The sequence below is a fragment of the Pseudomonas resinovorans NBRC 106553 genome, assembly GCF_000412695.1.
GTDB lineage: Bacteria > Pseudomonadota > Gammaproteobacteria > Pseudomonadales > Pseudomonadaceae > Metapseudomonas > Metapseudomonas resinovorans_A.
This window is the reverse complement of sequence record NC_021499.1, coordinates 2,588,787-2,605,056: the sequence shown is the minus strand read 5'-3', so window position 1 is coordinate 2,605,056 and position 16,270 is coordinate 2,588,787. Positions and strand designations below refer to the sequence as shown.

Genomic DNA, 16,270 nt, shown 5'->3' with positions numbered 1-16,270 from the left:
CTGGCAGGCTTCATCCGGGTGGACCACGCTTCACCGGTCCACCATTCGAGGTCCGGCAAAACTCCCGTGAAACCCATCGACTCCGCCTGATGGGTTTCGTCCCTCAACCCATCCTACGACTGGCCTACGGGAATTCCTCCCGCAGGGTGGCCGAGATCCATTCCAGGAACCATTCCACATCCGCCGAGAGCGGTCCCGGCGGCGCCAGCAGCTGATAGCTCTCCAGCGGCACCTCCACCTCCAGCGCCCTTACCAGGCGGCCCTCCTCCAGCGCCTCGCGCACCAGCACCTCATTGGCCAGGGCGATGCCACGACCGTCCTCCGCCAGGGCCAGCACATGGTCGTTGCTGACGTAGAGCACATCCGCGCTGACCTGCATGTCCACGCCGACGGTGCCGAACCAGAGGTTCCACCATTCGCTGTCGTAGTGGATCAGGTCGTGCCGGGCCAGGTCTTCGACGCGTCCGATGGGGCCGCGTCGGTCCAGGTAGTCCGGTGAGCACACCGGGAACACCCGGGGCTGCATCAGCATCGCGCGGGCGCCGCGGTAGTCCCCCGGCATGCCATAGACGATGCCGAGGTCGGCGCTCTTGCCATCCACTTCGGTGAAGCTGGAGTTCGGTTCGATGACGATCTTCAGCCCCGGCCGCATGCGGCTCACGGCCTCCAGCTTGGGGCTCAGCCAGCGCTTGGCGAAGGCCGGCACGGCGATGATCTTCAGCCAGCGCACCGTGCCCTGCCTGGCCAGCTCGTCGCCGGCATCGGCGATCTGCGCCAGGGCCGCGCTGATCCGCGCGTGGTACTGGCGGCCCGCCGCGGTCAGTTCGACGCCACGGGAGGTACGGTCGAACAGCTGCACGCCCAGCCATTCCTCCAGCAGCTTCACATGGCGGCCGATTGCCGGCTGGGTGACGTGCAGGGCCCTGGACGCGGCGACGTAGCTGCCGAGCTGGGCCGCGGCCTCGAAGGCGCGCACGGCATTGAGAGGTGGCAAGCGGCGGATGGACATGGGACCCCGGTGTACCTGTCTGGCTGTTAGTTTTCTTAATACCACATGTAAGAAAATTGAGCTTTATAGGCCGCAGCCCCTGCCAGATGATCCACCCCGAGGCCAGAACAAAAAACCACCTCGCCCGACCATTTCCCTGTTGCCCCGGCCGTGCCGGGACTGCCTAGAACAACAATCGAAAGCCCGTGCCAAGGGCCCGGCCACCCACATCGGGAGCCGCCCGAACCACGGGGAACAGGAGAAGCAGTAATGAATGCGGTGCATCTTCCGCTGCCCACGGCAGCGGTATCGGTTCGTTCGGTACGCAAGGTCTACGGTGATCCGCAGAACGGGCCGGTGGCCCTGAAGAACATCGACCTGGATATTCGCGACAACGAGTTCTTCACCCTCCTCGGCCCCTCCGGCTGCGGCAAGACCACCCTCTTGCGGATGATCGCCGGATTCGAGTTCCCCAGCGCCGGGGAAATCCTCCTCTACGGCGACAACATCGCCGACCTGCCGCCCTTCCGGCGCCCGGTCAACACCGTGTTCCAGCACTACGCGCTGTTCCCCCACATGACCATCGCCGAGAACCTGGCCTTCGGCCTGGAATCCCACCCCATGGGCCAGCGCATGAGCCGCGCCCAGGTGGCCGAGCGGGTCCGCGAGATGCTCGCCCTGGTGCAGATGGAGCGTTTCGCCCAGCGCCGCCCCAGCCAGCTCTCCGGCGGCCAGCAACAGCGCGTGGCCCTGGCCCGGGCGCTGGCGCCCCACCCCAAGGTACTGCTGCTGGACGAGCCCCTCTCGGCCTTGGACCTCAAGCTGCGCCAGGCCATGCGCGAAGAACTCAAAAGCATCCAGGCGCGCACCGGCATCACCTTCATTTTCGTCACCCACGACCAGGAAGAAGCCCTGGCCATGTCCGACCGCATCGCCGTGCTGTCCGAAGGCCAGGTACAGCAGGTGGGCCGCCCGGATGAAATCTACGAGCGGCCGCGCAATCGCTTCGTCGCGGACTTCATCGGCGAAACCAACTTCATCGAGGCGCGCCTGCTGCACGAGGAAGACGGCCAGGCGGTCTACCAGGGACCGGGCGGCAAGCCGTTCCGCGCCGCCGCCCGCGAGGGCATCCAGCCAGGCCAGGCGGTCAGCCTGTCGATCCGGCCGGAACGCCTGCAGCTGGTGGAACCGGCCCAGCACGGCGCCATTCCCTGCCAGGTCGACAACCAGGTCTACCTGGGCACCGACCTGCACTACCACGTCAGCCTCGGCGACGGCAGCCGCCTGACCGTGCGCACGCCCAACCGTGGCGGCCAGGGCCAGCGCTTCCGTCCCGGCCAGGCCGCCGCCCTGTTGCTCGACCCGGACAGCGCCAGCGTGCTGCTGGATTGAAGCCATCACCCGCAAAGGGCCAAACACCATGAACCCGACATCCTTCGTGCCCGGTGCGCAACTGGCGCGCCGCCAGGCCATGCAGAGCTTCCTCGGCGTCTCCCCCGCCCTGGTCGCCATCGGCCTGTTCCTGATCCTGCCGATCCTGATCGTGGTCGCCTACTCGCTGATGGAGGCCAACCCCTACGGCGGGGTAAACCGCGTGTTCAGCACCGAGTCCTACCTGTCTTTGCTGTTCGAGCGCCAGCTGGACGACAGCCTGGCCTTCGCCGATTCCTACCTGGTGATCGCCCTGCGCTCGGCGGGCATCGCCGCCGCCACCACCCTGGTCACCCTGCTGGTGGGCTTCCCGGTGGCGGTCTGGCTGTCCATGCAGCCGCCCCATCGGCGTGGGCTGCTGATCTTCCTGATCACCGTGCCCTTCTGGGCCAACCTGTTGATCCGCACCTACGCCTGGATCCTCCTGCTGCGCGGCAGCGGCGTGGTCAACAACAGCCTGATGGGCCTGGGCCTGATCGACGCGCCGCTGCAGCTGCTCTACACCGACGGCGCCGTACTGCTGGGCCTGGTCTACACCTACGCGCCCTTCGTGGTGCTGCCCATCTACGCCTGCCTGGAGAAGATGGACATGCGCCTGCTGGAAGCCGCGCAGGACCTCTACGCCGGGCGGCTGCGCACCCTGCGCAAGGTGGTGCTGCCCATCGCCCGGCCGGGCATCCTCGCCGGCGCCATCCTCACCTTCGTGCCCTGCCTGGGCGCCATGATCGCCCCGGAACTGCTGGGCGGCGGCACCAAGATGATGCTCGGCAACCTGATCTTCCGGCAGTTCAGCGATGCCCGTAACTGGCCCTTCGGCGCCGCCCTGTCGCTGGTGCTGATGGCCGTGGTGATGCTGGTCCTGACCCTTTATGCGCTGCGTGCCGAACGCCAGCGCCTCGCTCGCGGAGGTGTGTGATGTTGCGCCTGTTCGGCAAGGCCCGCCTGGGCGTGCAGGATTTCCCCGGCTTCGGCGGGTTCAGCTTCCTGTTCTATCTCTACCTCTACGCGCCGATCCTGGTGCTGGTGATCTTCTCCTTCAACGCCAACCAGTCGGCCACCATCTGGACCGGCTTCAGCCTCGACTGGTACCGCGCCGCCTTCGCCAACCAGGCGTTGCGCCAGGCCGCCGGCAACAGCCTGCTGATCGCCGTGTGCGCCAGCCTAGCGGCCACCGCCATCGCCACCCTGGCGGCGCTGGGCACCTCGCGGGGGGCTAGGTTCAAGGGCATGCGCCTGTCCATCGGCGCCATCATGCTGCCCCTGGTGCTGCCGGAAATCGTCGTCGGCGTCGCCACCCTGGCGCTGTTCTCCACCCTTGGCCTGTCGCTGGGCTACGGCAACCTGATCATCGCCCACACGGTGTTCTGCATCCCCTTCGCCTACCTGCCCATCCGCGCCCGCCTCGACGACATGGACCTGTCCCTGGAACAGGCCGCCGCCGACCTCTACGCCGGCCAGTGGCGGACCTTCCGCAAGGTCACCCTGCCGCTGCTGATGCCGGGCATCGTCTCCGGGCTGATGCTGGCCTTTATCGTCTCGCTGGATAACTTCGTGATCTCGATGATGGTTTCCCAGGCCGGCACCACCACCCTGCCGATCTTCATCTTCGGCCTGCTGCGAATGGGCGTGACGCCCGATGTGAACGCCGTTTCCACCTTGATCCTCGGGGTTTCCGTGCTGTTCGTGACCCTGTCCTACCTGCTCGGCAAGAAAAAACACTGAATCGGAGAGCCAACCCATGAACGCAGTGATGAAAACCCTGGGCGCCGGCCTGGCGCTCGGCCTCAGCCTGTCGGCCCAGGCCGACGGCCAACTCAACGTGGTGAGCTGGAGCGGCTACTTCTCGCCGCAGCTGCTGGAGAAATTCCAGAAGGAAACCGGCATCAAGGTCACGGTGGATTCCTACGACTCCAACGAGACCCTGCTGGCCAAGCTCAAGCAGGGCGGCACCGGCTACGACGTGGCCATCCCCTCCCATCAGTTCGTGCCGATCCTGGTGCAGGAGAACCTGCTGGAGCGCTTCGACCCGGCGCAACAGCCCTACTACGCCAGCGTCGTCGACAACCTGCGCAAGCCCAGCTGGGACCCGGAAGGTGGCTACTCGGTGCCCTTCATCTGGGGCACCACCAGCGTCGTGGTGGACACCGCCACCTACAAGGGCCCGACCGACAGCCTGGCGCTGCTGTTCCAGCCGCCGGCGGAGCTGCAGGGCCGGATCAACATGTTCGACTCGGCCGGCGAGGTGATCGACACCGCCAGCGTCTACCTGGACATCCCGCTGTGCAGCGAAGACCCCAAGCAGATGCAACAGGTGCTGAACCTGCTCAAGGCGCAGAAGCCCTTCGTCAAGACCTACAGCTCCAAGGCCGGCTCCATCCGCGAGAACCTGGCCTCCGGCGAGATCGACATGTCGCTGTTCTGGGGCGGCTCATCGATGCGCGCCCGGGAGATGAAACCCAGCCTGCGCTACGTCTACCCCAAGGAAGGCGTGATGGCCTGGGTCGACAACCTGGTGATCCCCAAGGGCTCGCGCAACCCGGATAACGCCAAGCGCTTCATCGCCTTCCTCAGCCAGCCGGAAAACGCCGCGCTGACGCAGAACTTCCTCAAGCACCAGAGCCCGATCAAGGGCGTGGAGCCGTTCCTCGACGCCAGCCTGAAGGACGCCCCGGAACTGCACATCCCCACGGGCACCAAGGTGCTCTTCAGCAAGACCTGCAGCGAAGGCGCCATCCGCCTGGCCGACCGTGTCTGGACCAACCTGATGCGCTGACCACAAAGCCCCGCCCACCCCGGGCGGGGCCATCCGTACCCCGTCGTTTGCCCAAGGCAGAACCATGAGCAAGAACGCCCCCATCAGTGAGCTGGTGCAACTGCCGGCCCACCAGCTGTCCCTGCACATCCGCCAGCGCCAGGTGTCCTGCCGCGAAGTGATGCAGGCCTATCTGGACCAGATCGAACGCTTCAACCCCAGGGTGAACGCCCTGGTCAGCCTGCAGCCGGCCGACACCCTGCTGGCCGAGGCCGACCAACGCGACGCCGAACTGGCCCGTGGCGACTACAAGGGCTGGATGCACGGCCTGCCCCATGCGGTGAAGGACCTGTCCCTGACAAAGGGCATTCGCACCACCCTCGGCTCGCCGCTGTACCGCGACTACATCCCCGAGCGCGACGGCATCATGGTCGAACGCCTGAAGGCCGCAGGCGCCATCATCATCGGCAAGAGCAACACGCCGGAATTCGGCCTCGGCTCGCAGACCTACAACCCCTTGTTCGGCGCCACCGGTTGCGCCTACGACCCCACCCGCACCGCCGGCGGCAGCAGCGGCGGCGCGGCGGCGGCCCTGGCCATGCGCCTGGTGCCGGTGGCCGACGGCAGCGACATGATGGGCTCGCTGCGCAACCCGGCGGCCTTCAACAACATCATCGGCTTCCGCCCCTCCCAGGGCAGGGTGCCCTTCGACGACGCCGCCGACCTGTTCCTCGACCAGCTCGGTTATGAAGGCCCCATGGGCCGCAACACCCGCGACGTGGCCCTGCTGCTGTCGGTGCAGGCCGGTGGCGATGCCCGCGCGCCGCTGTCCATCAACACTGCCGGACAGGACTTCAGCGGCGACCTGCAACGGGATTTCAAGGGTGCGCGCCTCGGCTGGCTGGGTGACTTCGACGGCTACCTGGCCATGGAGGACGGCCTGCTGGGCCTGTGCCGCGCGGCCTTCAAACACTTCGAGGCCCTGGGCTGCAGCATCGACGAGGCCCGGCCCGACTACCCCATGGCCCGGCTCTGGGACACCTGGCGCACCCTGCGCCATTGGCAGGTGGCCAGTTCCCTCGGCAGCCATTACGACGATCCGGTCAGGCGCGAGCAGCTCAAGCCGGAAGCCATCTGGGAAGTGGAGAACGGCCTCGGCCTGTCGGCCCTGGACGTGTCCCGCGCCTCGGCCGCGCGCACCGACTGGTACCGCGCCGTCTGCCAGTTGTTCGAGCGCTACGACTACCTGCTGCTGCCCAGTGCCCAGGTCTTCCCCTTCGACAAGCACCTGCACTGGCCGAAGGAAATCGCCGGCCAGGCCATGGACACCTACCACCGCTGGATGGAAGTGGTGATCCCCGGCACCCTCTCCGGCTGCCCGGTGGCCAACGTGCCGGTGGGCTTCGACAAGCGCGGCCTGCCCATGGGCCTGCAGATCATCGGCCCGCACCAGGCCGACCTCGCGGTGCTGCAACTGGCCCATGCCTATGAACAGGCCAGCGGCTGGACGCACCATGCACCGGGATGCCTGGCGATCTGACCGAGCGAGATTGGTGAGTTCTGGATGCTAGGTAGGATGGGTAGAGCGCAGCGAAACCCATGCAGGGTACAACGCTCGGAGTGATGGGTTTCGCTCTGCTCTACCCATCCTACAAGTACAGGTTTCGTGCAAGGTTCAACGAGCGCTACAACTGCACCCGCGCCGGTCGCTCTTGCTCCGCCCGACTGCCCTGCTGCGGCCGCTGGCCGGACGACGCCGTGCGTTCGGCGGGGTTGGCGCTGAGGCGCTGGAACTCGAACACCGGCGTACTCGCCGGCTTGCTTTGGGGTGGCGTGGCACCCGAGCCGTGGCCGGAATACTGGCCGTAGATACCCAGCATGAACATGCCCATCAGCATGTACACGCCGACCCGTTCGAGGGACCTGGGGTTCTTGCCGGAGGGCTGGTGCAGGACCTGCAGCTTCGGCGACACAGGTGTGCGCTTCATCAGTCGTCCAGGAGCCTGTCCATCAGTTCCAGGCCCAGGCGCTGCGGGTCCCCCAGCTCGCGCTGGCTGATGCCGGCCACCTTGGTCCGCGGAATGGCCAGGTGCTGGTTGCGCAGCGTGATGGAATAGCTGCCATCGGGCTCCCACAAGCACTCGAACTGGAAGCTGACGCTCATTTTGTTCAAGGTGTCCTCAACCTGGCGAAGCATCAAATTATTCATTCTCAGTCATCCCCACCAATCGAGTGGCCGGACTGAAAAACCTAGCAGGGAAAATCGCCACGTACATGTCATCCGGCGGCTATTCATCGGAAAGAATCGCCCGACCGCATGACAACCCCGTTGCAGAGCCCTTGCAGACAAACGGTCCTTGAAACATGGACCAGCGGGTACATCACTTGCCAGTAAGGCAAGATCGAGGCGCCCCGCATGCCCAACGATCCACTCGCACCCGGTTTCGGCGTCGAGGAAACCTTCTTCCTGGTGGACAAGCGCAGTGGCAACCTCCCCGCGCAGTTGCCCGAGGCCTTCCTCCAGGCAGCCCGTGGCGCGTTCCGCGAAGGCTTCAGCCAGGACCTGTTCCAGAGCCTGGTGCGCCTGGACATGGCGCAACCCAGCCTGCTGGAAATCGCCGAAGCCCGCGCCTGGCTGCTGGAGCGACGCACCCGCCTTGCGGCCCTTGCCGCCGAGCACCAGTTGGCGCCCCTGTGCGCCGGCTCCCACCCCTTCGCCAACTGGCACGTACAGGTGCCCTCGGACGACCCGCACTACCAGCCGCTCTTCGAGGACCAGCGGATGATCGCCCACCGCAGCCTGGTCTGCGGCATGCGCGTGCAGGTACTGGTGCCGCCGGAGATCGACCGGATCCAGGTGATGAACCGGGTGCTCGGCTGGCTGCCGCTGCTGATGGCCCTCAGCAGTTCGTCGCCGCTGTGGAACGGCCGCCCCACCGGGTTGATGAGCTATCGCCAGGCGCTCGTTGGGCAGTGGCCACACCGGGGCATGCCCGAGCACTTCCCCGACGAGCCGGCCTTCGCCGCCTATCTGCAGTGGTTGCTCGCCACCGGTTCGATACGCCGGGAAGGCGACCTCGCCTGGTGCGTGCGGCCCTCGCCACGTTTCCCCAGCCTGGAGCTGCTGGCCGCCGATGCCTGCCCCTCGGTGGAGGACGCCCTGTGCGTGGTGGCGCTGTTCCGCGCCCTGGTCAGCTGGGCCATGACCCAGGACGACGGCGACCCGCAGGACACCCCGCTACAGCGCCTGGTGCTGAAGGAAAACCACTGGCGCGCCATGCGCTTCGGTATTCATGGCATGTTCCTCGACGCCTCGGGCGAAGCCAGCCTCTCCGCCGGCACCTGGCTGGCCCGGGCCCACGCCTGCTTCGGCGCACTTGCCGAGGCCGAAGGCGACAGCCAGGCCTTCGTCCGGGGCCGGCATGTGCTGCGCTACGGCAGCAGCGCCGACCGCCAGTTGCTGCGCTACCGCGAAGCCCTGCAAGCGGGCCTGCCTCGGCAGCAGGCGCTGGTGGCGGTGGTGGATGGGTTGGTCGCGGAAACCTGCGGCGGCTAGGCTCCGAGTTTGGTGCTCAACCCACCTGGCTGACTTTCAACACGCAATCGATGCGCTGGGCGCGGCCGTCCCAGATGTAGCGAAAGTGCGGCCCCTGCACCGGCAGGGTTACCGCCGGCGGGCGGAACGCCGCCACGCACTCGTGCCCCGGCAGGCGCACGCTGCGGTACAGCAGGCCCCACTTGCCGGCGTTGCGGTGCAACCCGGCGAAGGCCTGGCTGGCGCCGTAGCTCGTCGGGTCCGGGTCGTGCAGTTCGGCGCGATCACGGACGTCGAGCATCGGGCTGACCACCTTGTTCACGTAGGCGCGCAGGGTGATCTCGATGCTCTCCTCCTGGGTCGCGCGCCAGAAACGCTCCTGGTGGTAGCGGGTTTCGGCGATGGCGGCGTCCAGGGAGCTGGCGCAGTAGTAGACGCCGAAGCTGCCATCGGTGAAGCGACTGGCGCGGCCGATATGGGTGAACACCGCCATGACCACCGTGGCGCCGGCCCCGCTGACGCGGTCCCCCGGCGCGACGCGGGTGATTTCACCGGCCTGGTCGCGCAAGCGCTCGTTGGTCATGGCCTCGAGGGCGTAGGCCAGTTCCAGATCCTCGGGGTCGAGGGTGTCCTCGAACACGGCGATGGGTGGGAAGGCGCTGTTGACCAGGCGATAGGCCTTGCTCCATTCCGGAATCCGTTCCACCAGCAGTTCCTGGGTCATCAACCGCGCACTCCGTCGAGGTAACGCCGCACATCGGCCACATCCACCACCTGGCCGCCGAGCATGTACTCCAGGGCGCTACGGCCGTTGAAGGGCGCGGCGCTGTTGGGCTTGTGCACCCACTCGTAGGCACGCGCCTCCTGATTGCTGAAGAGGATGCGCAGGGACTTGTGGATGCCCATCAGGTAGGAAATGCGCTCCAGGGTGTCGTGGGGCAGGCGCACGTTGGGCAGCTTCTTGTAGCTGTAGTAGGTGGTGTTGCCGACCGAACCCAGCAGAGTGCGCTGCTGTTCGTTGTTGCAGCCCCACTTGTCCATCAGGTTGAAGAAGAACTTCAGCGCAACGCGGCCGGCTTCGCCGCTCTGCAGATCGGGGCTGGCATGGCTGGCGGGAATGCTCATGGTTTCTCCAGGACGAAATACACCTGACTCAACCTTACTACTGATATGAATTATTTCAACACATCAATTCATATCAGAACACGGCATCCTCCATCACTCCGGCCTTGATGGCCGATCAATGGAAAAAAACGCCAAGCTTGCCAAGCGCTTTCGACATAGGCCCTACTAGCCGCGCTGGCTAAAGTGCCAGCGCATGCCTATCGCGAGGCCACCGTCATGCTCGGCGTCACCGTCCACCGCTCCCGCTACCTGGAAAACCGTCATCTGGCGCTGGCCCTGTTCGCCGAGCAGGGCTATGGCCAGGTGAGCATGCGCGACCTGGCCATGCAGCTGGGCATCAAGGCCGGCTCCATCTACCACCATGTGGAAAGCAAAGAGGCGCTGCTGTTCGAGTTCATCGAGGAACTCTACGAACAGCTGCTGCACAACGCCGCCCTGATCGCCCGCCACAACGCCGAGCCGACACAACGCCTGGCCGCGCTGATCGACGCCCACCTCGACCTGCACGGCGACATGGGGCTGCACTTCCGCCTGGCCGAACAGGAAGCCCGCTGCCTCTCCGGCGAGCGCCTGGAGCAGGCCCTGGCCTTGCGCCAGGCCTACGAAGACACCCTGCTGGAGCCGCTGCAAAAACTCGCCAGCGAGCCCCTGGACGCCGGCGGCAAAGCCGCGGTGGCCAGCGTAGTCTCCCTGCTCAACCAGCTGCCGCGATGGATGGATGCCAGCAAACTGCCGGCGGAACAAGGACGCGAGCTGATGACGCGGATGATCCGCGGGACGCTGCGCGGGGCATTGCGCCTGCGCTGAGCATCGTTGTCCGGCCGGGCATGTGCTAGCGTGCCTGGACTCCGCCTTGCAGATGCCGCCCATGCCCTTTCAGGAAAACCTCCTCGCGTTCACCCTCGCCGCCATCCTGCTCACGCTGACGCCCGGCCTCGATACCGCCTTGGTACTACGAACGGCGGCGGTGGAAGGCCGCCAACAGGCCTTGCGCGCCGCCCTGGGCATCAACGCCGGCTGCCTGCTCTGGGGTGCCGCCGTGGCCTTTGGCCTGGGCGCCCTGCTGGCGGTATCGGAACTCGGCTACAACCTCCTGAAGTACTGCGGCGCCGCCTACCTGGCCTGGCTCGGGCTGAAGATGCTGATGCGCCCGCGCAGCTCGCTCGCGCCCGTCGAAACCGGGCGCAAGCAGGGTTCCAACTGGTTCCTCAAAGGCATGCTGGGCAACGTCCTCAACCCCAAGGTGGGCATCTTCTACGTCTCGTTCCTGCCCCAGTTCATCCCCCAGACGCAATCGCTGGTCGCCTGGACCTTCGGCCTGGTGGGCATCCACGTAGCGCTCAGCCTGATCTGGTCCCTGGCCCTGATCGGCTCCACCCGGGCGCTGGGCGATGTGCTACGCCGCGAACCGGTGATCAAGTGGCTGGACCGCACCACGGGCATGATCTTCGTCCTGTTCGCCGCCCGCCTGGCGCTGAGCCGACGCTGAGCCCAGCCCCGTAGCCCGGATGGAATCCGGGAGCGGCGGTTGAGCGTTCCCCGGATTTCATCCGGGCCACGGACTTTCAAGAGCGCAAGGATTCGCATGACAGACCGCGAACAACTCCATCGAGACGGCTTTGTGCTGCTGCGCCGAGCGATCCCGACCCAGTGGCTGGATGAGCTTCGCGCCGTGTTCGATGCGGGCGTCAAGCCGTCGGACCAATGGCCGGTGCCGCGCGGCCAGGACTGGCGCCACTCGCTGCTGGATGTCGATGCCAGGGTTCAGGCGCTGTGTCGTCTGCCGGCGCTGCTGGCCGTGGTGGGCGAGTTGGTGGGCGAACGCTTCTTCCTTTCCCAGGTGGAGGGTCGCGAACCGCTTGCCGGTGGCGGTCATCAGCGGTTGCACCGTGATTTGTCGGCCCAGCGGCCCGGCGACATCGCCAACGCCCTGGCCTACCTCGATGACTATGGCCCCGAGAACGGCGCGACACGCCTCGTCCCCGGCAGCCATCGCCCCGGGCCAGGGGAGCCGCCAGTGGACTTCAACGACGAGTCCCGCGCCAAACAGTTGTCAGGTTCGGCCGGCGACATCCTGGTGTTCGACGTCGACCTGGTGCATGCGGGCAGCCTGAACGTCATCGGCGCGCGCCGTCGCACCCTGCTGATCAGCTATTTCTCGGAGAACCTGTACGCGACGCACCTGGAAACGGCGGCCCTGCGAAACGTTCGGATGAACACCTCCGCGCGATTCGACCCCGCGAACATCACCTGACCCGACCCTGGCTTCGTCGGGGTTTTATTCACTCTGGTGAAACCTGCACCTGTTCAGCACCCCGCCGATTGGCTAAAAATCCCGGTACCCCTTCGCCACCGAAGTGCCTCAATGGACCCGATAATTTCCCTGCTCTGCGAAACCGTTCCCAAAGCCCGAACGCTGGAGGAGCTCACCCGGCCGTTGCTGACCCTGCTCAGCCAGGTCACCGGCATGGAATCGACCTACCTGACCACCATCGATACCGACGAAGGCGTCCAGCGCGTCGAGTTCGCCCGCAACATCGGCGAGATGGTGATCCCCGAAGGGCTGGTGGTGCCCTGGGCGGATACGCTGTGCAAGCGGGCGCTGGACGAAAACCGCCTGTACTCGGACAACGTCGCCGAATGCTGGGGAGACTCGGAGGCCGCCGCGGCCCTGGGTATCCGTACCTACGTGAGCGCCCCCATCCGGTCCCAGGACGGACGGGTACTGGGGACGGTCTGCGCCGCCAGCTCGGACCAGGTGGCACGCACACCGGACGTGGAGCCCCTGCTGATGCTGCTGTCGGGGTTGCTGAGCTACTCCCTTGAACGGGAGCAACTGGTGGATCAACTCCAGAGCGCCAACGCCGAACTGGCCAAGCTGGCCCTGACCGACGCCTTGACCGGCCTCTCCAACCGTCGTGCCATCCTCAATGACGTCGCGCGCCTGTTCGCCCTGGCCCAGCGGGAGCACAAGTACCTGCTGGTGGGGGTCATCGACCTGGATGGCTTCAAGCTCATCAACGACACCTACGGGCACCAGGCCGGCGACCAGTTTCTGCGCGGCGTGGCCGCCCAGCTGCAGCATGGCCTGCGGGCCAGCGACATCCTCGGGCGTACCGGAGGCGACGAATTCGTCGTGCTCGCCCTGGGCACGCCGGCCGAGCACGCGGACCTGGCCGCCGGCATGCAACAGGCCGCCGACCTGCTGCAGGCTCGCCTGACCCAGGCGACGATCGGGCGCTATGCCTTGGGCCACGGCCACGACGACCTCAGCTACAAGGGCGCGAGCGTCGGTGTCGTGGCGGTGACCCCGGACAGCATGACGGCGGAAGACGCCATCAAGCTGGCGGACCACGCCATGTACAAGGTGAAACAGCAGCGCAAGCGCCAGGCCCCATAGGCCGGGGCAAGGGGCACCTGGGTCATTCGATGCAGAAACCTCCGCGCTCAGGACAGGCCCCTGAGCGCCGGTCAGCCCTTCAGCGCCGCCTCGATCGCCGCGATATCGATCTTCTGCATGCCCATCATCGCCTCGAAGGCGCGCTTGGCCGCTGCCGGGTCTGGATGAACGATCGCGGCCGTCAGCACCCGTGGCGTGATCTGCCACGACAGGCCCCACTTGTCCTTGCACCAGCCACATGCGCTTTCCTGGCCACCGTTGCCGACGATCGCGTTCCACAAGCGGTCGGTCTCGGCCTGGTCGTCGGTGGCCACCTGGAACGAGAAGGCCTCGTTGTGCTTGAACGCCGGCCCGCCGTTGAGCCCCAGGCACGGGATGCCCATCACCGTGAACTCGACCGTCAGGACATCGCCCTGCTTGCCCGAGGGATAGTCGCCCGGCGCGCGGAAGATAGCGCCCACCGAGCTGTCCGGAAATGTTTGCGCGTAGAAGGTCGCCGCCTCCAACGCCGCGTCGTCATACCAGAGGCAAATCGTGTTTTTGCTGGTCATCCTGGTTCTCCACGATTGGGATCGACATGGATTCTAGTCGCGCAGCCAGCCTGGGGCGCACCCGATCATCCAGGCCTGTCCGCCGCGCCGCCATCGAAGAACCGCACCGAGCTGCCGTACTTAAGGAAGAAGTCATCCGCGCAGCCCGCGATCTCGGTATAGCGGCCCGCCAGGGCCAGCCGCATCATCTCAAGCTGCACCTCCTCCTGCTCCACCATGTACTCGAGGAACCCCCTGGCATTCGCCGGCCCCTGGCGCCGCAGCTTTTTCAGCCACTGGAGGTACTTCAGGGTTTCGCGGTAGATGAACCTCAGCAACGGCCCGTGCAGCCTGGCGGGCAGCGAGGACACGGCCAAGGCTTTCAGCCGGGTGAACAGTCCGGGCGCCGTGCCCAGCCCCCAGCGCCTGGCGGCATGTGCATAGCGCGGACCATTGAACACCTCCAGGTCCAGGTAGGACTTCCAGAACAATCCGTGCTCATGCCCCGCAAACCGCTCGGCCATACGCTCGATGGCCAGGAACGCGAAGGCACGGTTGGCCAGCTCGTGACGGAACCCCTTGATAAAGGCTTTGGACGCCATTTCGATCAACACCTCATAGAGAAAGACAACGCTCGGCGCGCTGGCCGGCGAACGGGACCGCCCGGCCGATCACAGGGCATTCCTGGGCCTGAGCGCGTCATCGAAATCGTCCAGGGACGGAAACTCCAGCGCCGGGAGCTGGTGCAGGCCGAGCAGGTGCTGGCGGTACTGTTCCAGGTAATCCCGTCTCTCGGCTTCACTGATGTAGGGAACGTGATAGGCCACGAAGGGCGGCAGCACCTCGAGGCCGACATAGGCCAGCATGCCGCGCTGGATGGGCTGCAACAGCGTGGCCAGCTCGCCATGCACCGCACCCGGACCGAACATGTGGCGCTGACCGCCCAGCGAGATGCAGAGCATCGCCTTCTTGCCCTTGAGGCCGCCCCGGTCGTAGATGCGCTTGCCGCCATAGCAGTAGCCGGAGACGAACACGCGGTCGATCCAGCCCTTCATGATCGCCGGCATGCCGAACCAGTAGATCGGGAAGTTGAAGATGATCAGGTCCGCCCACTTGATCCGGTCCAGTTCCACCTGGATATCGGCGGCCAGGGTTCCCTGGCCGTGGCTGTGGCGCTGCTCGAGTGCGTAGACGAGGTACTCCGCATCGGCCCGGGTGGCGAAGTCGTTTGCCGTGGCAACCGGGTTGAAACCCTGGGCATAAAGATCGGAAACCACGACCTCATGGCCCTGTCCACGGAGCAGGTCGGCCGCCAGGCTCTTCATGGCGGCGTTGAAGGATCGGGGTTCGTGGTGGGCATGTACGATCAGGACATTCATGGTTGTTCCAGACAGCGAGTGGTGATGGGACGGTGAAGTCATTGCCCGGCAGCGGAGGTCGGCGCCAGCGTGCCGATGTAGTCGACTATGGCCTTGCGCTCGGCCGCGCCCCCCACCTGGAGGGAAATGCCCCGCATCCAGATGCCGTGCTGGTCGGCATGGGCATCGGCGCCGCGCAGGCCCTCGGCGTAATGGCTGAGCTGGCGCTCCAGGTAGGCGGCGTCGAGGATGCGCAGGTTGGGTGTCTTCAAGAGTGCGTAGCCGTCACCCACGGGGCCGTGGCAGGCGGCGCAAGTGCCCTGATAGGCGGCCTTGCCGCCGGCATTGGCCACGCTCGACTCGCCGCCCGAACCCAGGTCCTGCCCGGCATAGTGCAGGGCCAGGGACGCGAATTCGGCCTCGTCCAGGTTCGCCACCACCGCACGCATCTGGGCGCCATGGCTGTCGCGCGCGTCGTAGCCTCGACGGCCCGTCTTGAAGCCCTGCAATTGCTGGAGGAGGTAATCGGCCTGCTGGCCGGCCAACCGGGGGGCGCCGAGGGCCGGGTTGCCCTGGCCACGATCGCCATGGCAGGCCGCGCAGGTTTGCAGGGTTGCGGCGGCCGGAACCGGCCCGGCCTGGACGTGCAGGGTCGCGGCGAGCAGGAGCGCGCCGCTGCAGATGCAGTACTTCATGTGGTCAGTTTCCCTTGCGCTGTTGTTATTCTTGCCGGGCGATGCGCTCCAGCAGTTCCCGGCGTACGCGCTCGACATCCGCCGGGGGCGACTGGCGCCAGGCGTGCAGTTCGGCGCCGGTATAGGGGGTGAAGCCGGTCGGCAACTCGGCCGCGCTGAAGGTTTCCAGCATCCAGTTGAGAACGTCCGCCAGTGCCTCGTCGGAGAGCCCCGAAAGTGCCGAGCCCGGCACCTGCACCAGGTACTCGCGGCCGCCGGGTACGCCGAGGAACTTGCCCAGCTGCCCCGGGAAGGCCGGCACCTGCCGCGCCGGGTTGCCGCTGCCATCGGGAAGATGACAGCCCTGGCAATTGAGCATGTAGTCGAACTGGCGCGGCTCGGTGGCCGCCGCGCCGGGCGACCCCATCACCAGCGCCACGGCGAGCACCGGAGCGGCGAACACAGGAAGCCCCATGG

20 protein-coding genes are annotated in these 16,270 nt (G+C 66.4%); 10 read left to right on the top strand and 10 right to left on the bottom strand.

Annotated elements, in window-relative coordinates:
- Positions 1-124: 124 nt before the first annotated feature.
- Complete coding sequence (locus PCA10_RS11720; RefSeq protein ID WP_016492293.1) at positions 125-1,009, bottom strand: LysR substrate-binding domain-containing protein; 885 nt, start codon at positions 1,007-1,009, stop codon at positions 125-127.
- A gap of 249 nt (positions 1,010-1,258) precedes the next feature.
- Between PCA10_RS11720 and PCA10_RS11715 the strand changes: the two genes are divergently transcribed.
- From PCA10_RS11715 to PCA10_RS11695, 5 genes are all read left to right on the top strand, one after another.
- Complete coding sequence (locus PCA10_RS11715) at positions 1,259-2,380, top strand: ABC transporter ATP-binding protein (RefSeq protein WP_016492292.1); 1,122 nt, start codon at positions 1,259-1,261, stop codon at positions 2,378-2,380.
- Between the two features lie 28 nt (positions 2,381-2,408).
- Complete coding sequence (locus tag PCA10_RS11710) at positions 2,409-3,335, top strand: ABC transporter permease (RefSeq protein ID WP_016492291.1); 927 nt, start codon at positions 2,409-2,411, stop codon at positions 3,333-3,335.
- Positions 3,335-4,141 (top strand): ABC transporter permease, encoded by an 807-nt coding sequence (locus tag PCA10_RS11705; RefSeq protein ID WP_016492290.1) that lies wholly within the window; start codon positions 3,335-3,337, stop codon positions 4,139-4,141. The genes PCA10_RS11710 and PCA10_RS11705 overlap by 1 nt, the downstream gene beginning before the upstream one ends.
- A 16-nt stretch (positions 4,142-4,157) precedes the next feature.
- Positions 4,158-5,192: an ABC transporter substrate-binding protein gene (locus tag PCA10_RS11700; protein WP_016492289.1), complete on the top strand. Its 1,035-nt coding sequence runs from the start codon at positions 4,158-4,160 to the stop codon at positions 5,190-5,192.
- Between the two features lie 64 nt (positions 5,193-5,256).
- Complete coding sequence (locus tag PCA10_RS11695; protein ID WP_016492288.1) at positions 5,257-6,711, top strand: amidase; 1,455 nt, start codon at positions 5,257-5,259, stop codon at positions 6,709-6,711.
- A gap of 145 nt (positions 6,712-6,856) precedes the next feature.
- On the opposite strand, the gene PCA10_RS11690 is transcribed toward PCA10_RS11695, so the two are convergent.
- Both PCA10_RS11690 and PCA10_RS11685 read right to left on the bottom strand, forming a co-directional pair.
- Positions 6,857-7,159, bottom strand: coding sequence for a hypothetical protein (locus tag PCA10_RS11690; protein ID WP_016492287.1), 303 nt, complete (start codon positions 7,157-7,159; stop codon positions 6,857-6,859).
- Positions 7,159-7,368, bottom strand: a complete 210-nt coding sequence (locus PCA10_RS11685; RefSeq protein WP_051148031.1) for a hypothetical protein — start codon at positions 7,366-7,368, stop codon at positions 7,159-7,161. Before PCA10_RS11685 ends, PCA10_RS11690 begins: the two co-directional genes overlap by 1 nt.
- Positions 7,369-7,587: 219 nt before the next feature.
- Here PCA10_RS11685 and PCA10_RS11680 point away from each other — a divergent pair, with 219 nt between their 5' ends.
- Complete coding sequence (locus PCA10_RS11680; RefSeq protein WP_016492285.1) at positions 7,588-8,727, top strand: YbdK family carboxylate-amine ligase; 1,140 nt, start codon at positions 7,588-7,590, stop codon at positions 8,725-8,727.
- 16 nt (positions 8,728-8,743) lie between these two features.
- On the opposite strand, the gene PCA10_RS11675 is transcribed toward PCA10_RS11680, so the two are convergent.
- Positions 8,744-9,430, bottom strand: a complete 687-nt coding sequence (locus PCA10_RS11675; protein WP_016492284.1) for an RES family NAD+ phosphorylase — start codon at positions 9,428-9,430, stop codon at positions 8,744-8,746.
- On the bottom strand, positions 9,430-9,831 hold the full coding sequence (locus PCA10_RS11670; RefSeq protein WP_016492283.1) for an MbcA/ParS/Xre antitoxin family protein: 402 nt from the start codon (positions 9,829-9,831) through the stop codon (positions 9,430-9,432). The genes PCA10_RS11675 and PCA10_RS11670 overlap by 1 nt, the downstream gene beginning before the upstream one ends.
- A 183-nt stretch (positions 9,832-10,014) precedes the next feature.
- On the opposite strand from PCA10_RS11670, the gene PCA10_RS11665 reads away from it, so the two are divergent.
- The 4 genes from PCA10_RS11665 (at position 10,015) to PCA10_RS11650 (ending at position 13,231) form a co-directional block, all read left to right on the top strand.
- Positions 10,015-10,638: a TetR/AcrR family transcriptional regulator gene (locus PCA10_RS11665; RefSeq protein ID WP_231866622.1), complete on the top strand. Its 624-nt coding sequence runs from the start codon at positions 10,015-10,017 to the stop codon at positions 10,636-10,638.
- 61 nt (positions 10,639-10,699) lie between these two features.
- Positions 10,700-11,320 (top strand): LysE family translocator, encoded by a 621-nt coding sequence (locus PCA10_RS11660; RefSeq protein ID WP_016492281.1) that lies wholly within the window; start codon positions 10,700-10,702, stop codon positions 11,318-11,320.
- Between the two features lie 96 nt (positions 11,321-11,416).
- Positions 11,417-12,085, top strand: a complete 669-nt coding sequence (locus PCA10_RS11655; RefSeq protein WP_016492280.1) for a phytanoyl-CoA dioxygenase family protein — start codon at positions 11,417-11,419, stop codon at positions 12,083-12,085.
- A gap of 111 nt (positions 12,086-12,196) precedes the next feature.
- The gene (locus PCA10_RS11650; RefSeq protein ID WP_016492279.1) at positions 12,197-13,231 is read left to right on the top strand and encodes a sensor domain-containing diguanylate cyclase; all 1,035 of its coding nucleotides are present in this window, start codon (positions 12,197-12,199) and stop codon (positions 13,229-13,231) included.
- Between the two features lie 71 nt (positions 13,232-13,302).
- Here PCA10_RS11650 and PCA10_RS11645 read toward each other — a convergent pair whose 3' ends face one another.
- The 5 genes from PCA10_RS11645 to PCA10_RS11625 all read right to left on the bottom strand — a co-directional run bounded on the left by PCA10_RS11645 (position 13,303) and on the right by PCA10_RS11625 (position 16,268).
- Complete coding sequence (locus tag PCA10_RS11645) at positions 13,303-13,782, bottom strand: VOC family protein (protein ID WP_016492278.1); 480 nt, start codon at positions 13,780-13,782, stop codon at positions 13,303-13,305.
- A gap of 65 nt (positions 13,783-13,847) precedes the next feature.
- Positions 13,848-14,363, bottom strand: a complete 516-nt coding sequence (locus PCA10_RS11640) for a hypothetical protein (RefSeq protein WP_016492277.1) — start codon at positions 14,361-14,363, stop codon at positions 13,848-13,850.
- 69 nt (positions 14,364-14,432) lie between these two features.
- The gene (locus tag PCA10_RS11635; protein ID WP_016492276.1) at positions 14,433-15,140 is read right to left on the bottom strand and encodes an NAD(P)H-dependent oxidoreductase; all 708 of its coding nucleotides are present in this window, start codon (positions 15,138-15,140) and stop codon (positions 14,433-14,435) included.
- Positions 15,141-15,178: 38 nt separating this feature from the next.
- Positions 15,179-15,814 carry a c-type cytochrome gene (locus tag PCA10_RS11630; RefSeq protein WP_016492275.1) on the bottom strand — a complete coding sequence of 212 codons (636 nt, stop codon included), beginning with the start codon at positions 15,812-15,814 and terminating at the stop codon, positions 15,179-15,181.
- A 25-nt stretch (positions 15,815-15,839) separates the two neighbouring features.
- On the bottom strand, positions 15,840-16,268 hold the full coding sequence (locus tag PCA10_RS11625) for a c-type cytochrome (protein WP_016492274.1): 429 nt from the start codon (positions 16,266-16,268) through the stop codon (positions 15,840-15,842).
- Positions 16,269-16,270 lie beyond the last annotated feature (2 nt).

Bases quoted from the DNA above. Each gene is read 5' to 3' on its own strand.
- PCA10_RS11720 (WP_016492293.1), bottom strand. From the start codon at position 1,009: ATGTCCATCCGCCGCTTGCCACCTCTCAATGCCGTGCGCGCCTTCGAG.
- PCA10_RS11715 (WP_016492292.1), top strand. From the start codon at position 1,259: ATGAATGCGGTGCATCTTCCGCTGCCCACGGCAGCGGTATCGGTTCGT.
- PCA10_RS11710 (WP_016492291.1), top strand. From the start codon at position 2,409: ATGAACCCGACATCCTTCGTGCCCGGTGCGCAACTGGCGCGCCGCCAG.
- PCA10_RS11705 (WP_016492290.1), top strand. From the start codon at position 3,335: ATGTTGCGCCTGTTCGGCAAGGCCCGCCTGGGCGTGCAGGATTTCCCC.
- PCA10_RS11700 (WP_016492289.1), top strand. From the start codon at position 4,158: ATGAACGCAGTGATGAAAACCCTGGGCGCCGGCCTGGCGCTCGGCCTC.
- PCA10_RS11695 (WP_016492288.1), top strand. From the start codon at position 5,257: ATGAGCAAGAACGCCCCCATCAGTGAGCTGGTGCAACTGCCGGCCCAC.
- PCA10_RS11690 (WP_016492287.1), bottom strand. From the start codon at position 7,159: ATGAAGCGCACACCTGTGTCGCCGAAGCTGCAGGTCCTGCACCAGCCC.
- PCA10_RS11685 (WP_051148031.1), bottom strand. From the start codon at position 7,368: ATGCTTCGCCAGGTTGAGGACACCTTGAACAAAATGAGCGTCAGCTTC.
- PCA10_RS11680 (WP_016492285.1), top strand. From the start codon at position 7,588: ATGCCCAACGATCCACTCGCACCCGGTTTCGGCGTCGAGGAAACCTTC.
- PCA10_RS11675 (WP_016492284.1), bottom strand. From the start codon at position 9,430: ATGACCCAGGAACTGCTGGTGGAACGGATTCCGGAATGGAGCAAGGCC.
- PCA10_RS11670 (WP_016492283.1), bottom strand. From the start codon at position 9,831: ATGAGCATTCCCGCCAGCCATGCCAGCCCCGATCTGCAGAGCGGCGAA.
- PCA10_RS11660 (WP_016492281.1), top strand. From the start codon at position 10,700: ATGCCCTTTCAGGAAAACCTCCTCGCGTTCACCCTCGCCGCCATCCTG.
- PCA10_RS11655 (WP_016492280.1), top strand. From the start codon at position 11,417: ATGACAGACCGCGAACAACTCCATCGAGACGGCTTTGTGCTGCTGCGC.
- PCA10_RS11650 (WP_016492279.1), top strand. From the start codon at position 12,197: ATGGACCCGATAATTTCCCTGCTCTGCGAAACCGTTCCCAAAGCCCGA.
- PCA10_RS11645 (WP_016492278.1), bottom strand. From the start codon at position 13,782: ATGACCAGCAAAAACACGATTTGCCTCTGGTATGACGACGCGGCGTTG.
- PCA10_RS11640 (WP_016492277.1), bottom strand. From the start codon at position 14,363: ATGGCGTCCAAAGCCTTTATCAAGGGGTTCCGTCACGAGCTGGCCAAC.
- PCA10_RS11635 (WP_016492276.1), bottom strand. From the start codon at position 15,140: ATGAATGTCCTGATCGTACATGCCCACCACGAACCCCGATCCTTCAAC.
- PCA10_RS11630 (WP_016492275.1), bottom strand. From the start codon at position 15,814: ATGAAGTACTGCATCTGCAGCGGCGCGCTCCTGCTCGCCGCGACCCTG.
- PCA10_RS11625 (WP_016492274.1), bottom strand. From the start codon at position 16,268: ATGGGGCTTCCTGTGTTCGCCGCTCCGGTGCTCGCCGTGGCGCTGGTG.